The organism is Streptomyces sp. NPDC034037, from assembly GCF_055575715.1.
Map to the genome: position 1 here is coordinate 1,012,805 of NZ_JBVISC010000001.1, position 14,208 is coordinate 1,027,012.

The 14,208-nt window shown below is 73.0% G+C and carries 10 protein-coding genes; 5 read left to right on the top strand and 5 right to left on the bottom strand.

Annotated features, from left to right (window positions below):
* The first annotated feature begins 89 nt into the window (after positions 1–89).
* Entirely contained in the window at positions 90–1,037 is a 948-nt protein-coding gene (locus ACZ516_RS04575; protein ID WP_469008447.1) for an LLM class flavin-dependent oxidoreductase, read from the top strand.
* Here ACZ516_RS04575 and ACZ516_RS04580 read toward each other — a convergent pair.
* Positions 1,034–1,879: a DUF2637 domain-containing protein gene (locus ACZ516_RS04580; RefSeq protein ID WP_469008449.1), complete on the bottom strand. Its 846-nt coding sequence runs from the start codon at positions 1,877–1,879 to the stop codon at positions 1,034–1,036. The two genes, ACZ516_RS04575 and ACZ516_RS04580, sit on opposite strands and share 4 nt — an antisense overlap.
* A 792-nt stretch (positions 1,880–2,671) precedes the next feature.
* Between ACZ516_RS04580 and ACZ516_RS04585 the strand changes: the two genes are divergently transcribed.
* The 3 genes from ACZ516_RS04585 (at position 2,672) to ACZ516_RS04595 (ending at position 5,818) form a co-directional block, all read left to right on the top strand.
* Positions 2,672–3,397, top strand: a complete 726-nt coding sequence (locus ACZ516_RS04585) for a hypothetical protein (protein WP_469008450.1) — start codon at positions 2,672–2,674, stop codon at positions 3,395–3,397.
* A 138-nt stretch (positions 3,398–3,535) separates the two neighbouring features.
* On the top strand, positions 3,536–4,021 hold the full coding sequence (locus ACZ516_RS04590) for an SCP2 sterol-binding domain-containing protein (protein WP_469008452.1): 486 nt from the start codon (positions 3,536–3,538) through the stop codon (positions 4,019–4,021).
* An 84-nt stretch (positions 4,022–4,105) separates the two neighbouring features.
* The gene (locus ACZ516_RS04595; RefSeq protein WP_469008453.1) at positions 4,106–5,818 is read left to right on the top strand and encodes an arabinofuranosyltransferase AftB family protein; all 1,713 of its coding nucleotides are present in this window, start codon (positions 4,106–4,108) and stop codon (positions 5,816–5,818) included.
* Positions 5,819–5,866: 48 nt separating this feature from the next.
* Here the strand turns inward: ACZ516_RS04595 and ACZ516_RS04600 are convergent, their stop codons facing one another.
* Both ACZ516_RS04600 and ACZ516_RS04605 read right to left on the bottom strand, forming a co-directional pair.
* A complete protein-coding gene (locus ACZ516_RS04600; protein ID WP_358580488.1) occupies positions 5,867–6,730 on the bottom strand; it encodes an ABC transporter permease in 864 nt (287 codons plus the stop codon).
* A complete protein-coding gene (locus ACZ516_RS04605) occupies positions 6,727–9,390 on the bottom strand; it encodes an alpha/beta fold hydrolase (RefSeq protein ID WP_469008455.1) in 2,664 nt (887 codons plus the stop codon). Before ACZ516_RS04605 ends, ACZ516_RS04600 begins: the two co-directional genes overlap by 4 nt.
* Before the next feature lie 162 nt (positions 9,391–9,552).
* Here ACZ516_RS04605 and ACZ516_RS04610 point away from each other — a divergent pair, with 162 nt between their 5' ends.
* Positions 9,553–10,785 carry a threonine synthase gene (locus ACZ516_RS04610; RefSeq protein ID WP_469008456.1) on the top strand — a complete coding sequence of 411 codons (1,233 nt, stop codon included), beginning with the start codon at positions 9,553–9,555 and terminating at the stop codon, positions 10,783–10,785.
* Between the two features lie 78 nt (positions 10,786–10,863).
* Here ACZ516_RS04610 and ACZ516_RS04615 read toward each other — a convergent pair whose 3' ends face one another.
* Together ACZ516_RS04615 and mmsA are read right to left on the bottom strand one after the other, a co-directional pair.
* Positions 10,864–12,306 (bottom strand): APC family permease, encoded by a 1,443-nt coding sequence (locus ACZ516_RS04615; RefSeq protein WP_469008458.1) that lies wholly within the window; start codon positions 12,304–12,306, stop codon positions 10,864–10,866.
* Between the two features lie 384 nt (positions 12,307–12,690).
* Positions 12,691–14,193, bottom strand: a complete 1,503-nt coding sequence (gene mmsA / locus ACZ516_RS04620) for a CoA-acylating methylmalonate-semialdehyde dehydrogenase (protein WP_361075873.1) — start codon at positions 14,191–14,193, stop codon at positions 12,691–12,693.
* Positions 14,194–14,208: the final 15 nt, after the last annotated feature.

A 14,208-nucleotide genomic window follows, 5' to 3' on the forward strand; every position in this document is an offset into this window, starting at 1 on the left:
ACGGCGCCTGGCCCTCGTACAACACGTACAAGAGGCCAGGCGTTTCTCCCGCCGAGCAAAGACCCGGAACCGGTCATACCGTGAAAAACATGGACCTCGACCTGTGGGCGACGGTGCAGGCCACACCCGGCGTGCGCGAGGCCCCCGAACTTGAGGCGGCCGGCTGGGACGGCGTCACCTTCGGTGACTCCCAGTGTCTGATGGGCGATCCCTACGTCGCCCTGACCGCCGCAGCTCTGACCACCAGCCGCATTCGGCTGGGCGTCGGCGTCACCAACCCCTGGACCCGGCATCCCGCCGTGACCGCCGCGGCCACCATGTCCGCGCACCTGGAATCCGGGCGGCGCGTGGCCCTCGGCATCGGCCGGGGGGACAGCTCCCTCGACCGGCTCGGCCTCGCGCCCGTTCCGACCTCGCACCTCGTCTCGTACGCCACGGCCGTGCGGACCTATCTGCGCGGCGGACCCGTGCCCGCGAGCACCGCCCGCCGTGGGGCGCCCCAGGTCTTCCAGGGGCGGCTGGCGCAGCTGCCCGACGACAGCCGCCTCGCGTGGCTCTCCCGCGTCCCCGAGGGCGCGGGGCCGGAGGTGTTCCTCGTCGCCTCCGGGCCGCGCACCATCCGGGCGGCGGCCACGACGGCCGACGTGACGGCGCTGTCCGTGGGCGCGGACCGCGAGCGGCTGCGGGAGGCCGCCGATACCGCCCGCGCGGCCCGGCCCGACGTGCGGCTGGCCGCCTTCATCCATGTCGTCGTCGACGACGACACGGACCGGGCCCGCACCGAGGCGGCCCACGGCATCGCCACCTTCGCCCGCTTCTCCCGGCACCGCACGGCGGATCCGGCCCCCGGCTGCCTCGACTCCTTCGCCGTGCTGGGGCCGGCCGCCTACTGCCGGGACCGGATACTCGCCCTCGCCGACCTCGGCCTGGAGCGCCTGCACATCGTCACCGGCTGCTCCGGGGAGTACCGCAAACGCTCGTATCGGGCCTTCATGCGCCACGTCGCCCCCGCCTTGCGGGAGCATCGCCGCCGCTAGGCGGTTTTGGGGGGGCCGTCCGTGGGGTGCTGGCGGGGGCGGGGGTTGCGGTTTCGGTGGCGGGGGGTGGCCTGGCGGGGCGGGCGGGTCAAGGTGATCTGGCGGACCAGTTGCTGGAAGCAGGCCAGGGCGGCCAGGGCGGGAAGCGCCGCGGCGGCGGCCTCCACCAGAGGGCGGGGCACCTGGGCCACACACAGCAGTATCGAGACGATGGAGAAGAAGAGGACGATGGCCCATGAGTGCGCCGCGCGGCGACGGTGGAGGGCGGCGCGCAGGATGGACAGGGAAGCGACCACCCAGGGGCCGTAGACGAGCAGGGGCCACCATCCGACCGCACCCGGTGTCGTGCGGTACGTGGCGACGAGGCGCAGGGGGTCGTAGCTGACCAGGCCGCCGAAGACGCACACCATGGAGACCACGGCGGCGGCGAGCACGGCGAGGAGGAAGCTCGTCGCGCGCAGGGCGCTCCGGGTCCGCTTGTGGGGACGGGAGCGGGAGCGCCGGTGGTGGGAGACCGGGGAGCGCTGAGCCGGCAACTCCGCGGTGGAGCCGGTGGAGCCGTTGGATCCGGTGAGGTCGGCGGGGGCGGCACCGTCGCCTTCGGGTACCGGGTCCTCGTTGATCTCAGGCGGGGGCGGAGCGTCGTTCTTCTCGTTCTCGACGGCTTCGTGCAGCAGGTGGGCGAGTTCTTCCGCCGGGTCCCAGTGGACGTCCAGCTGATCGAACGGGGGGAGGGACTGCTCCCAGACCTGCGTGTGATCAGTCGTCGGATATCCGGTGGGAGGGCCTACGGGGGCGGGCCGGTCGTCCAGTCGGCTGTGGCGCCCGCGTGACTCACGCACGATAGGGCCCCCGAGGGGCCAGAGCGGCGGGGCCCACGCCGGCCACCGGGTGGTCGGCCACGGCGGTGAACCGGGCCTGGATGGCGTTGAGTTCCGTGAGCAAGTCTTCAACCAGCGTGCCGCTGTGGCGCAGTTCGACCCTCTGGTTTCCATCGTGCAGGGCCGCGCAGGCCTCCCTGGCGGGGGACGGGGCGTAAATCCAGCCCCCCATGGGAACCGCGCCTGGAACAAAGCCAATTGAGGCGACGCGGCAGCTCCCCGCCGCCTTGGCCCTTGTTTTCGTCATGTTCAACCTAACGGGTCCGCATTACGGAGGATGCGCGGCAAACGGGTGGCGGAAATGTCGCATTGAACGATGTCTGGCTAGTCTCTTATCGGTTCTGCGGTGACCTGCGGCACCGTGCGCCTCCGTCGGGCTCGGCCCTCGTACGCCCGCCTGCCGCACTCCCGCTTCCCTCATTGGGGTGACGCCAGGAGTAGCAGAAACATCTGCGGGAAACCGTCCCCCAATTCTGCGCTCTTTGGGCGGAATTCACCGAAAGGGAAATGATGAGCAATCTACTGTCAACACTCCTCGCCGGAGACAACACGATCGAGGGGGCCGTTCTTCCTCTTCTCAACACGCTCTCGTACACCGGAGGCCTCGTCCTCTTGGCAGTGCAACAGCTTGGGCTCCTCGGTGTCGTCTGACGAGATTCGGATCTGTCCGGCTGGCTGAAACGCCCCTCCTGGCCGTAGCGTCTGCCCCTCTCGTACGGAGTGGGTCAGGGAGTAGGGCAGGGAGTGGTGGCCGTGGGGTCGTGGTGGCGGGGTGTCGTGGTCGCCGGGGTGTTCGGGGCCGTCGGGGCGCTCGGGGTCGGTGGGTGTTCGGCGCCGGGTGACGACGGGGCGGCCACGGGTCACGGGGCCGGGGCGGATACGCCGGCCGCCTCGGCGTCGCCGTCGCCCGCCCGCGCTCTGACGACCGGGCAGTTGAAGGGCCTGCTGCTCCGGGACGGGGAGGTGCCGGGCCTGTACGGGATGACCGTGCAGGCGCCCGCACCCCGGTACGAACCGCGTGTTTCGGCCGAGGGCGCCGGGTGTCAGGACGTACTCGACATGCTCGTCACGCAGCACGCGTCCACCTCCGTGATCCAGGATTTCTGGTGGGACAAGGAACGTTGGGGCGGTCGGACGTGGTTGGCCGCGTACGAGGGGGACGAGGCCGCCACGTGGTTCCGGAGGTTCGAGGAGGGGCTGCGGACCTGCCGGACCCTGGTGGCGCGGATGCCGGAGGGCCGGCTCGACTCCCGGGTCACCGTCGGGAAGGCGCCCGCCCTCGGGGACGAGGCCGTCGCCTTCGAGCTGAGCATGGACGGCCGCGGGGGCGCCGTGGCGACCGATCATCATGTGCTGGTCCGTGTGGGCTCCCTCACCGTCCACGTCAGCGACCGCGACGCGCAGCGGCCGCCGCGGCTGCCGATCGACGTCGTGGTCAGCAAGCAGCTCGACCGGATCGCGCGCGGGGCGCGCAGGTGACGCGGCGGCGGTGAGTGCGCGCCCCCTGCGGGGGCGAATGGGCTTCTGTGAACGGCGCCAATCGGTGCGGGAGGGGCGAAAATACAATCCCACTGTCTTCTGCCGGGGGGAGTGGACCGCTTACCGCAGGGTCGAGGGTTGGAGGAGACCGCCGTGGCGGACGAGATCAGCAGGATCGCCGGACTGGACTTCGCGAGCGTCACGCCCGATGAGTTCGCCCGCACCGTGAAGGGGCTCTCCGGCCGGGAGATCGCCGGGATCGCCCGGGACGGCGCGCTGCGGGCTCGCGTCCTGGACGAGGTCTTCGGGCGCGTGGAACGGCAGTTCAGGCCGGAGGCGGCCGGTTCGCTCGCGGCGTTGATCCGTTGGACGGTCACGGGGGTGGGCGGTAACCCGGACGTCGTGTACGAGACGTTGATCGCGGACGGGACCTGCACCGTGCGGGCGGGCCGCTCCGAGGCGCGGCCGCGGGTCGCGCTCACCATGGCCGACGCGGAGTTCCTGAAGCTGGTGTCGGGGAACGCCAGCCCCGTCGTGCTGTTCGTGACGCGCAAGGTGCGGATCACGGGCGACCTGGCACTCGCCGCGGGGCTCACACGGTACTTCGACATCCCCAAGGCGTAGGGGCCCCCCGCGACGGCGGGCGGACGGCGGTCAGCGGTCGGCGGGCGGCTCAAGCGGGGTGGGCGTGGCGCCGATGTAGGGCGCATGACGTCTACGTACTCCCCCGAGGTCCGTGTCGCGCAGGCCCGGCCGCCCGTCGCCGCCGGGCACGGGCGGTGGCGGGGCCCCGCGCGTCTCGCCCTGGCCCTCCTGCCCGCCCTCGTCATCGCCGTCGCCGGCTTCCAGCGGCGCTGGATGTCCGACGACGGGCACATCTACGTACGTACGGTCCGTCAGGTCCTCGCCGGTAACGGGCCCGTGTTCAACGCCGGGGAGCGGGCCGAGTCGTCCACCGGCACCCTGTGGCAGTGGCTGCTCGTGGTCGCCGGGGCGCCCGGCCTCGACATCGCCACGGCGGCGATGTACGGCGGCCTGCTGCTGACCGCCGCCGGCTTCGCGCTCGCCGGGCTCGCGGCGCTCCGCCTGCACGGCGGCGAGGGCGGGGGCCGAGTTCTGCTGCCCTGCGGGGCCCTGGTGCTGCTCGCGCTGCCGCCGGTCTGGGACTTCGCGACCTCCGGTCTGGAGACGGGGCTCGCCACCTGCTGGCTCGCGGGGGCCTGGCTGGCGCTCGTCGCGCGGCCGCGCGCGCTGACCACCTGCGCGGTGCTGGGCCTCGGGCCGCTCGTACGGCCGGACCTCGCACTGGTGTCGGCGGTGTTCCTGGCCGCCCAGTGGGCCGTGGCGCGCCCCTCGTGGCGCGGGGCGCTCGCGGGCGCCGGGGTCGCGGGCGCGCTGCCGGTCGCGTACGAGATCTTCCGCATGGGGTACTACGGGCATCTGATGCCGCTGCCCGGCGTCACCAAGGAAGCCTCACGGAGCCTGTGGGGCAGGGGGTTCGACTATCTCTCGGACTTCGTGGGGCCGTACGTCCTGTGGCTGCCACTGCTGATGATCGTCGCGGCCGTCCTGGCGTCCGGGCGGGCGGGGTGGCGCGGCGAGCGCGTCGAGGCGGTGGCTCCCGTCCTCGCCCCGGTGGTCGCGGGGGCGCTGTGCTGGCTCTACGTCATCAAGGTGGGCGGCGACTTCATGCACGGGCGGATGTTCCTGCCGGGGCTGCTGCTCATGCTGTTGCCCGTCTTCCTCGTGCCGCTCACACGCGCGTGGACGATCGTCGCGGCCGGGGTCGCGGTGTGGGCGGTGGTGTGCGCGGCGGTGCTGCGGGTCCCCTACGAGGGGCGGATCGGGCCGGCCGGGGTCGCGGACGAGCGCGGGGTGTACGTGTGGCAGAACGCCGCCTCCCACCCCGTGCACCACGATTTCGCCGGGCAGGCGGGCAACAAGGCCTACGCCGCTCTCGTACGGGAGCGGGTGCGGCGTGGCACGCCCACGCTGTTGCTCGCCCGGACCCCGGTGAAGGCGGCCCGGCCCGGGGTGACCGGGGTCTACAACACCCTGGGGTTCAGCGGCGCCGTCGTCCCGCTGTCCGGCGCCGCCCTGGACCCGATCGGGCTCGCGTATCCGCTGGCGGCCCACTCGGAGGGCTTCCACGGCCGGGTGGGGCACGACAAGCGGCTGCCGGACGAGTGGATCGTCGCCGAACGCGGGGTCAAGGGCTCGCTGCCCGGCGGACTCGACTCCGCCCGGGTGGCCGCCGCGCGCCGCGCCCTGCGCTGCGAGCCGTTCACGGAACTGCGGGCGGCGACGCGTGCGCCGATGTCGGTCGGGCGGTTCTGGCGGAACCTGACGGGGGCGGTGGGGCTGACGTCCTTCCGGTTCCCGAATGATCCGGTGCGGGCGGAGCGGGAGGCGTGCGGGTAGCCGGGGGCCGGCGGCGGGGGGTTCGGGGGCGTCTGAGGGGACTCCCCCTCAGCTGACCACGTCCTTCCTCGCGAACCCCCGGAACGCCAGGGCGAACAGGACCAGCGCGTACGTCACCGAGATCGCCGTGCCCTGGAGCATGCCGCCCCACTCGGGGCGGGGCTGGAGGGCGTCGGCCCAGGCGAACTGCCAGTGGGCGGGGAGGAAGTCGCGCCAGTCGCCCAGCGCGGTGACCGCGTCCAGGACGTTGCCGACGATCGTCAGGCCGACCGCGCCGCCGACCGCGCCGAGCGGGGCGTCGGTCTTCGTGGAGAGCCAGAACGCGAGGCCCGCGGTGACCAGTTGGGACACGAAGACGTACCCGACGACGACGAGGAGCCGCTGGGCCGCCGTGGCCGCGGGCAGTTCGCCGCCGGTCGGGATCTCCAGCGGGCCCCAGCCGTAGGCCACCGCGCCGATGGCCAGCGCGACCAGCGGGAGCAGGGCCATGGCCGCGGCGCTGAAGGCGAGGGCCACGACGAGCTTGGACCACAGCAGGCGGGCCCGCGGCACCGGCGCCGCCAGCAGATAGCGCAGGGACGACCAGCTCGCCTCGGAGGCGACCGTGTCCCCGCAGAACAGCGCGACGGGGATGACGAGCAGGAAGCCCGCCGAGACGAACAGGCAGGTCGCCGCGAAGTTGGTCGCGGACGCCGTCGCCGTGTCCATCAGCGTCACCTGGCTGTTGCGCTCCCCCGGCGAACCGGCGACGGCGAACGCGATGACGAGCACGACGGGCAGCAGCACCATGATGGCGCCCATCACCTGCGTGCGGCGCCGCTTCAGCTGGCGGACCGCCTCGACCCGCAGGGGCAGGGTGCGGCCGGCGCGGTAGCCGGGCGCCGTGGGGCGCTCCAGAGTGGGGGCGCTCATGCGGTGCCTCCGATCAGGGTCAGGAACGCCTCTTCGAGGCGGCGGTGCGGGCCCATGGACTCCACGGGCACGTCCAGGCGGACCAGTTCGGGCAGGAGCAGGGCGGCGCTGCCCGCCGGTGTGCCGTCCAGGCGTATCAGGAGGCCGTCGTCGGCGCGCACCGCCGAGGCGACGCCGGGCAGCGCGGCGACCTTGTCGACCAGCGGGTCGGGGACCGGCGCCGCGAGCCCGACGAGGAGCGTGTCCCCGGAGCCGACGATCTCCGCGACCGGGCCGGCCTGGACGAGGCGGCCGCGGTCCATGACGACCAGGTGCGTGCAGGACTGCTCGATCTCGGCGAGGAGGTGGCTGGAGACGATGACCGTGCGCCCGCCGCGGGCGTAGCGGATCATGACCTCGCGCATCTCGCGGATCTGCGGCGGGTCCAGGCCGTTGGTCGGCTCGTCGAGGATCAGGAGGTCCGGCAGGCCGAGCATGGCCTGGGCGATGGCGAGGCGCTGGCGCATGCCCTGGGAGTACGTCCGCACGGCGCGGGCCAGGGCGTCGCCGAGCCCGGCGATCTCCAGGGCCTCGGCCAGGTGGGCGTCCTCGGCGGGGCGGCCGGTAGCCTTCCAGTACAGCTCCAGGTTCTCCCGGCCGCTGAGGTGCGGCAGGAAGCCGGCGCCCTCCACGAACGCGCCGACCCGGGACAGGACGGGCGCCCCCGGGCGGATCGCCTGGCCGAAGACGCGGATCTCGCCCGCGTCGGGGCGGATCAGGCCCATCAGCATGCGCAGGGTGGTGGTCTTGCCCGCGCCATTGGGCCCGAGGAGGCCGAGGACCTGGCCCCTCTCGACGCGGAAGGAGACGTCGCGGACGGCGTACCGGTCGCTGGACCTGGCGTACCGCTTGCTCAGGTCCGTGATCTGGAGGGGCACTTCGGCGAGCGCGGGGTCGGGTGCCGGTGCCGTCGTGCGGCGGCGGCCGGTGAGCAGCAGCCCGAGGGCGATCAGCGCTCCGGCGGCGGGCAGCCACCACACCCAGGCGGGCAGCGGCGCGGCGGCGGTCTTCAGGCCGGGGGCCGTGGGCACCGACAGGTCGCTCTTCAGCGAGGCGGTGTAGGTGGCGGGCTCGACCGGTGAGGCGTAGCCGAGGTCGGTGGAGGCGAGGACCAGGCGCAGCTTGTGGCCCTTGCGCACCTCGTGGTCGACGGCGGGCAGCCGCAGCTCGACGTCCTTGCCCCGCTGGGCGCCCTCGACGCGGACGGGGGCGACGAGTTGGGAGGGCAGGACCTGCTGCTTCCCGTCGGGGCTGACGTCGTACACCTTGGCGAAGAGCACCGCGTCCCCGCGGGAGGACTTCACGTGGGCGCGCACCTTCGGTGAGCCGGTGATCCGCAGGTCCTGCGCCAGTGGCTTCGAGGTGAAGGCGGCGTGCTGCCCGGGGAGGTCGAGGGAGACGCCGACGCCGAGGGAGGAGAGCCGGGACAGGCCTCTGCCGCCGAGGCCGGGGAGGGTGGAGACGGCGGGCGGGCTCGCCCCGGCGGGGTTGTCGAAGGTCTGCTCGCGCCCGGCGAGGGGCACCGCGCGCGGGTCACTGTCCAGGCCGGGGTACGTGTCGCCGCTCGCGCCCCGCAGTTGGGCCGCCCCGTCGGTGGAGTCGATGCCTCCGGTGCGGGTGACGCGGAAGGCGGGGCCGGTGTCGGCGCCCTTGTCGCCCTTCAGATAGCGGTCGAACCAGGTGCCGACGCGCCGCTCCACGCGCCCCCGCTCGTTCTCCCGCTCGCCGGCGTCGTGGCCGCCCGCGATCCAGTCGACCTTCACGGGCGCGCCGTTGGCGCGGACCGCCCGGGCGATGGCGTCGCCCTGGTCGAGCGGGAAGAGCGAGTCCGTCTGGCCCTGTACGAGGTACGTCGGCACCTCGATGCGGTCGCCGACGGCGGCGGGGCTGCGGGCGGCGAGCAGCTCGCGCGCCTTCGCGTCGGGCTTCCCGGCGACCGCGACGCGGTTGTACATGGCGCACAGCTGCTTGTCGAACTTGTCGCAGCCGCCGCCGGTGTTGATGAACGAGCCGGTCCACAGCTTCTTGAAGACGCCGTCGGGGAACAGCGCGTCCGCGAGGTTCCAGTAGGTGATCTGCGGGGCGATGGCGTCCACCCGCCGGTCGTGCCCGGCGGCGAGCAGGGAGACCGCGCCCCCGTAGGAGGCGCCGGTGACGCCCACGCGCGGGTCGCCCGCCTTGTCGAGCCGCACCTCGGGCCGCTTCGCCAGCCAGTCGATGAGCCGGGAGACGTCGGCGACCTCGGCCTCGGGGTCGTTCAGGCCGATCTTGCCGGTGGACCTGCCGAAGCCGCGCGCCGACCAGGTCAGTACCGCGTAGCCGTCCCCGGCCAGCTCCTCGGCCTGTTCGCGCACGTCGCTCTTGCTGCCGCCGAAACCGTGGCCGATGAGGATCGCGGGCCGCTTGGTGGCAGGGTCGCCCGCGGTGAAGTAGGAGGTGTCGATCTTCGCGCCGTCGGCGTCGAGGGTGCCGTCGGCGCGGTGCACGGTGGGGCCGTCGTCCGCCGCGACCGCCGTCCAGGTGCCTGCCCCCGCGAGCACCACGACGGCGGCCGCGGCGGCGAGCAGCCGGCGTGGCCCGCGCGGTCCGGGAAGCCTGGGCCTGGGCAGTCGTAGATCCATGCCGTCCACCGTACGGGCGGCCACCGACAACCGGAGCGGCCGCCGGTCGGAACCGCCCCGCCTCCCCGGGGAGTAGACTCCGCGCCCCGCGTACCACGGACGCGGTAGGCGGATGTGGCCGACCGGCCCCGCACACGTCAGGGGTGAAACTAGGCTGCACCCATGACATCGGCCGCATCCGCATCCATGACCCTCCCGGATTCCCTCGCCACCGGTCAGCGCTCGCTCGGGGACCCCTCCGTCCGCTTCCCCCTGTGGCCCCCGCTCACCACCGGCTGCCCGGTGACCAGCACCGACACCGTGTCGTACCCGGTCGAGGTGGACTACGCCTACGACAAGGTCCCCGCCGACCTCTTCACCACCGCGCCGGGGCGGCCGCGCGGGCATGAGCGCTGGGCGCCGCTCCTGCCGCCGCTGCACGCGCCGGGGCTCGGCGAGGGCGGCACCCCGCTCGTCCCCCTCGGCGACGACCTGTGGATCAAGGACGAGTCGCGCAATCCGACGTGGAGCCACAAGGACCGCATCAACCGCGTCACGGTCAGCGCGGCGGCCGGCACGGGCGCGGAGGGCGTCGTCGTCGCCTCGTCGGGCAACCACGGGGCCTCGGCGGCGGCGTACGCGGCACGGGCGGGCCTGCGGTGCGTGGTGATCGGCTCGGCCGGGACGCCGCCGGCGGTCGAGGCGTTCCTGCGGGCGTACGGCGCGGTGGTGCTCTCGGTGCCCGCCGACGCGCGGTGGCCGCTGCTGCGGCGGATCGTGGAGCGGTTCGGCTACCACCCGGTGAGCAATGTGACGCCCACCCACACCGGCCACGCGTTCGGACCCGAGGGCTACAAGACACTCGCCTACGAGATCTACGCCGAACTCGGCGTGCCCGGCTCGGTGTTCCTGCCCACCGGCTACGGCGAGCTGCTCTTCGGCGTCTGGAAGGGCTTCGCGGAGCTGGTCACGCTGGGCCTCGCCGACCGGGTGCCCCGCCTGTACTCCTGTGAGCCCGCCGCCGGGGGCCCGCTGGCGGCCGCGCTGCGGGAGGGGGTGCCGGCGACACGGGTGGAGGTCGCGCCGACGGCGGCGTACGCGATCGGCTCCTCGGTCGGCGGCTACCGGGGGACCCTCGCCGTCCGGGAGAGCGGCGGCGGGGCGCTGCTGGTCTCCGACGCGGAGATGGCGGCGGCGCGGGACCGGCTGGCGGGGTCCGGACTCTGGGCGGAGCTGTCGGCCGCGGCGGGACTGGCCGGGTACCGGCAGCTCGGGGCGGCGGTGCCGCAGGGTCCCGCGGTGTGCGTCTCCACGTCGAGCGGTTTCAAGGACCGCGACCTGCTGGACGTGGGCGGCAGCGCCGCGGTGGACCCCGAGGACTGGGCGGAGATCGAGCGGCGGGTGCTGCGGGGCTGAGGCGCCCCTCTCCCGCCGTCTGCCGAGGCCCCGCCCCGGGGTTCCCGGCCCCTCGGGGTCCGGGGCCTGCGGCCCGCCTCAGACGCCGGAGGGGCTGAGGGGCGCTTCCTGGCCGTCCTCCGGGACGCTGACCAGCCAGCGCGTGTCGCGGTGGGGGCGCAGGTACAGCGCCCAGTACAGGGTGGCCACGACCACGATGCCGCCGGTCCACAGGAGGTACTGCGTCTCCTGCTGGCTCAGCACGTACGTGAGGACGGCGATCAGCAGCACCGGCACGGCCGGCCACAGCGGCATCCGCCAGGCGGCCGCGTGACCGTGCGAGCCCCGCCGGCCCAGCAGCGCGGCGACCGCCACCAGGAGGTACATGCCGGTCACGGAGACGCCCGTCACGCCGTACAGGGTGTCCAGGTTGACGAAGCACAGGAGGGCGCCGGGCACGCCGACCAGGAGCGTGGCGATCCAGGGGGCGCCGGACGCGCCGAGCTTGGACAGGGCGTTGTTGACCGGCGAGGGCCAGGCCTTGTCCCGGGCGGAGGCGAACAGGACGCGGGAGTTCTGGATGACCATGACGATGCCCGCGTTGATGATCGCGAGGGCGACGCAGAGGCTGACGAACGTACCGACGGCCGAGTTGGACCAGGCCGTCACCATGGCGCTGATGTCGCCCTCGGTGAGCGCCGTCAGGCTCTCCGCGCCCATGGTGATCGCGACCACCGGCACCAGGATGATCACGGTGGAGATGGCGAGGGTGGCGAGGACGGTGCGCGCGACGTTGCGGCGGGGGTTCTCCAGCTCCTCGGAGAGGTAGACGGCCGTGGAGAAGCCCTGGGTGACGAAGAGGGCGATGGCGAGGCCGGAGACGATCAGCATGGCCGTGACGGCGTCGATCCCGCCGGGACCGGAACCGGCCACCGACAGGTCCGTCAGGCTGCCCGCACCGCGCTCGGCGTGGGTGAAGCCGAGGACGGCCACCACGCCCGCCGCGACGACCTCGAGGACCAGGAAGATGCCGGTGATCCAGGCGTTGGCGCGCAGGTCGAGCAGGCCCGCGAGGGTCGCGCAGACCATGACGCCGGCGCCCGCGTAGGACGGGTCGAGGTGGACCAGCGGGGCCAGGTAGTCCGCCGTACCCATGGCGATGACGGGCGGCACGATCATCACGACCAGCAGCGACAGGACGAAGACCAGCCAGCCCGCGAGGCGCCCCGCCATCGTGGAGACCATCGCGTACTCGCCGCCCGCGCTGGGGATGAGGGTGCCCAGCTCGGAGTAGCAGAACGCGACGCCGACGCAGAGCAGCGAGCCGATCGCGATGGTGAGCGCGGTGGCGGTGCCGAGCGAGGAGAAGAGGTCGGGCACGACCACGAAGAGCGTGGAGGCGGGCGTCACGCAGGACAGGGTGAGCAGGGTGCCGCCGACGACGCCGATGGAACGCTTGAGCTTCTGGGGACGTCCCGGATCGGCCAGGGTCGCGGGGGGCGCGGTGGTGGGCGAGGGGAGCGGGCGGAGCGTGTCGGTCATGAAGCGCGATTCCGATCGACTGGTACGGCAGGAGATGCGGGGGGAGCCTTATCGCCTCCGAAGGCTGTCGAGCTGTCTTTCCGTGGCTCCCGGCGCGTCATCGAACCCCGGCGCTAACCGGAACGTCAACGGTCATTTACCTACGGAATCCGTAGCGCGCCCGCATGCCAAGTCGCCTCGCTTTCGCAAGAGTTTGCCTCTTGAGGGCTCAATGAACATACCGACACCGATGATGACCTTCATATTGCAGGCACATGAACGCGAACACTTTCGTTGCCCGAATTGCACCCTGTGCACGGGAACCGCAAGAGCGGCGCCAAAAAAGAATCAGGACCGTCCGAAATCCGGACGGCCCTGCTCTACGGGGGGTCACCCCCCGGTGACTCAGTGGTTGCGCGGGAAGCCCAGGTCCACACCGGCCGGCGCGTCGGAGGGGTCGGGCCAGCGCGTGGTGACGACCTTGCCGCGCGTGTAGAAGTGCGTGCCGTCGTTGCCGTAGATGTGGTGGTCCCCGAAGAGGGAGTCCTTCCAGCCGCCGAAGGAGTGGTAGCCCACCGGCACCGGGATCGGCACGTTCACGCCGACCATGCCCGCCTCGATCTCCAGCTGGAAGCGGCGGGCCGCGCCGCCGTCCCTGGTGAAGATCGCGGTGCCGTTGCCGAACGGCGAGGCGTTCATGAGCGCCACGCCCTCCTCGTAGGTGTCCACGCGCAGCACGCACAGGACCGGGCCGAAGATCTCGTCCCGGTAGGCCTTGGCGGTGGTCGGGACGCGGTCGAGCAGCGACAGGCCGATCCAGTGGCCGTCCTCGTGGCCCTCGACGGTGTACCCGGTGCCGTCCAGGACGACCTCGCAGCCCTCGGCCGCCGCGCCCGTGACGTAGGAGGCGACCTTGTCCCGGTGGGCGGCGGTGATGAGCGGGCCCATCTCGGACGCCGGGTCGCTGCCCGGGCCGATCTTGATCTTCTCGGCGCGCTCCTTGATCTTGCCCACCAGCTCGTCGGCGATGGAGCCGACCGCCACGACCGCCGAGATGGCCATGCAGCGCTCGCCCGCCGAGCCGTAGGCCGCGGAGACGGCGGCGTCGGCCGCCGCGTCCAGGTCGGCGTCGGGCAGGACCAGCATGTGGTTCTTGGCGCCGCCGAGGGCCTGGACGCGCTTGCCGTTGGCGGAGGCGGTGGTGTGGATGTGGCGGGCGATGGGCGTGGAGCCGACGAAGGAGACGGCCGCGACGTCCGGGTGCTCCAGGAGGCGGTCGACGGCCACCTTGTCGCCGTGCACCACGTTGAAGACGCCATCGGGCAGACCGGCCTCGGCGAGCAGCTCCGCGATCTTCATGGCGGCCGACGGGTCCTTCTCCGACGGCTTCAGGACGAAGGTGTTGCCGCAGGCGATGGCCAGCGGGAACATCCACATCGGCACCATGGCCGGGAAGTTGAACGGCGTGATGCCCGCGACGACGCCGAGCGGCTGGCGGATGGAGGCGACGTCCACGCGCGAGGCGACCTCCGTGGACAGCTCGCCCTTCAGCTGCACCGTGATGCCGCAGGCCAGGTCGACGATCTCCAGGCCGCGGGCGACCTCGCCGAGCGCGTCGGAGTGCACCTTGCCGTGCTCGGCGACGATCAGCTCGGCGATCGCGTCGCGGTTGGCGTCCAGCAGCGCGCGGAACGTGAACAGGATCGAGGTGCGCTTGGCGAGGGAGGAGGTGCCCCAGGTCGCGAAGGCCGCACGCGCGGCGCCGACGGCGGCGTCCACCTCGGCCACGTCCGCGAAGGCGACCCGCGTCGTGACGGCGCCGGTCGCCGGGTCGGTGACCGGGCCGTACGTTCCGGACGCGCCCTCGACGGGCTTTCCACCGATCCAGTGATTGACCGTCTTCGTCATGACAAGCATCCCTAC

Coding starts and splice junctions, on each gene's coding strand:
- ACZ516_RS04575 (WP_469008447.1), top strand. CDS start 90: ATGGACCTCGACCTGTGGGCGACGGTGCAGGCCACACCCGGCGTGCGC.
- ACZ516_RS04595 (WP_469008453.1), top strand. CDS start 4,106: ATGACGTCTACGTACTCCCCCGAGGTCCGTGTCGCGCAGGCCCGGCCG.
- ACZ516_RS04600 (WP_358580488.1), bottom strand. CDS start 6,730: ATGAGCGCCCCCACTCTGGAGCGCCCCACGGCGCCCGGCTACCGCGCC.
- ACZ516_RS04605 (WP_469008455.1), bottom strand. CDS start 9,390: ATGGATCTACGACTGCCCAGGCCCAGGCTTCCCGGACCGCGCGGGCCA.
- ACZ516_RS04610 (WP_469008456.1), top strand. CDS start 9,553: ATGACATCGGCCGCATCCGCATCCATGACCCTCCCGGATTCCCTCGCC.
- ACZ516_RS04615 (WP_469008458.1), bottom strand. CDS start 12,306: ATGACCGACACGCTCCGCCCGCTCCCCTCGCCCACCACCGCGCCCCCC.
- mmsA (WP_361075873.1), bottom strand. CDS start 14,193: ATGACGAAGACGGTCAATCACTGGATCGGTGGAAAGCCCGTCGAGGGC.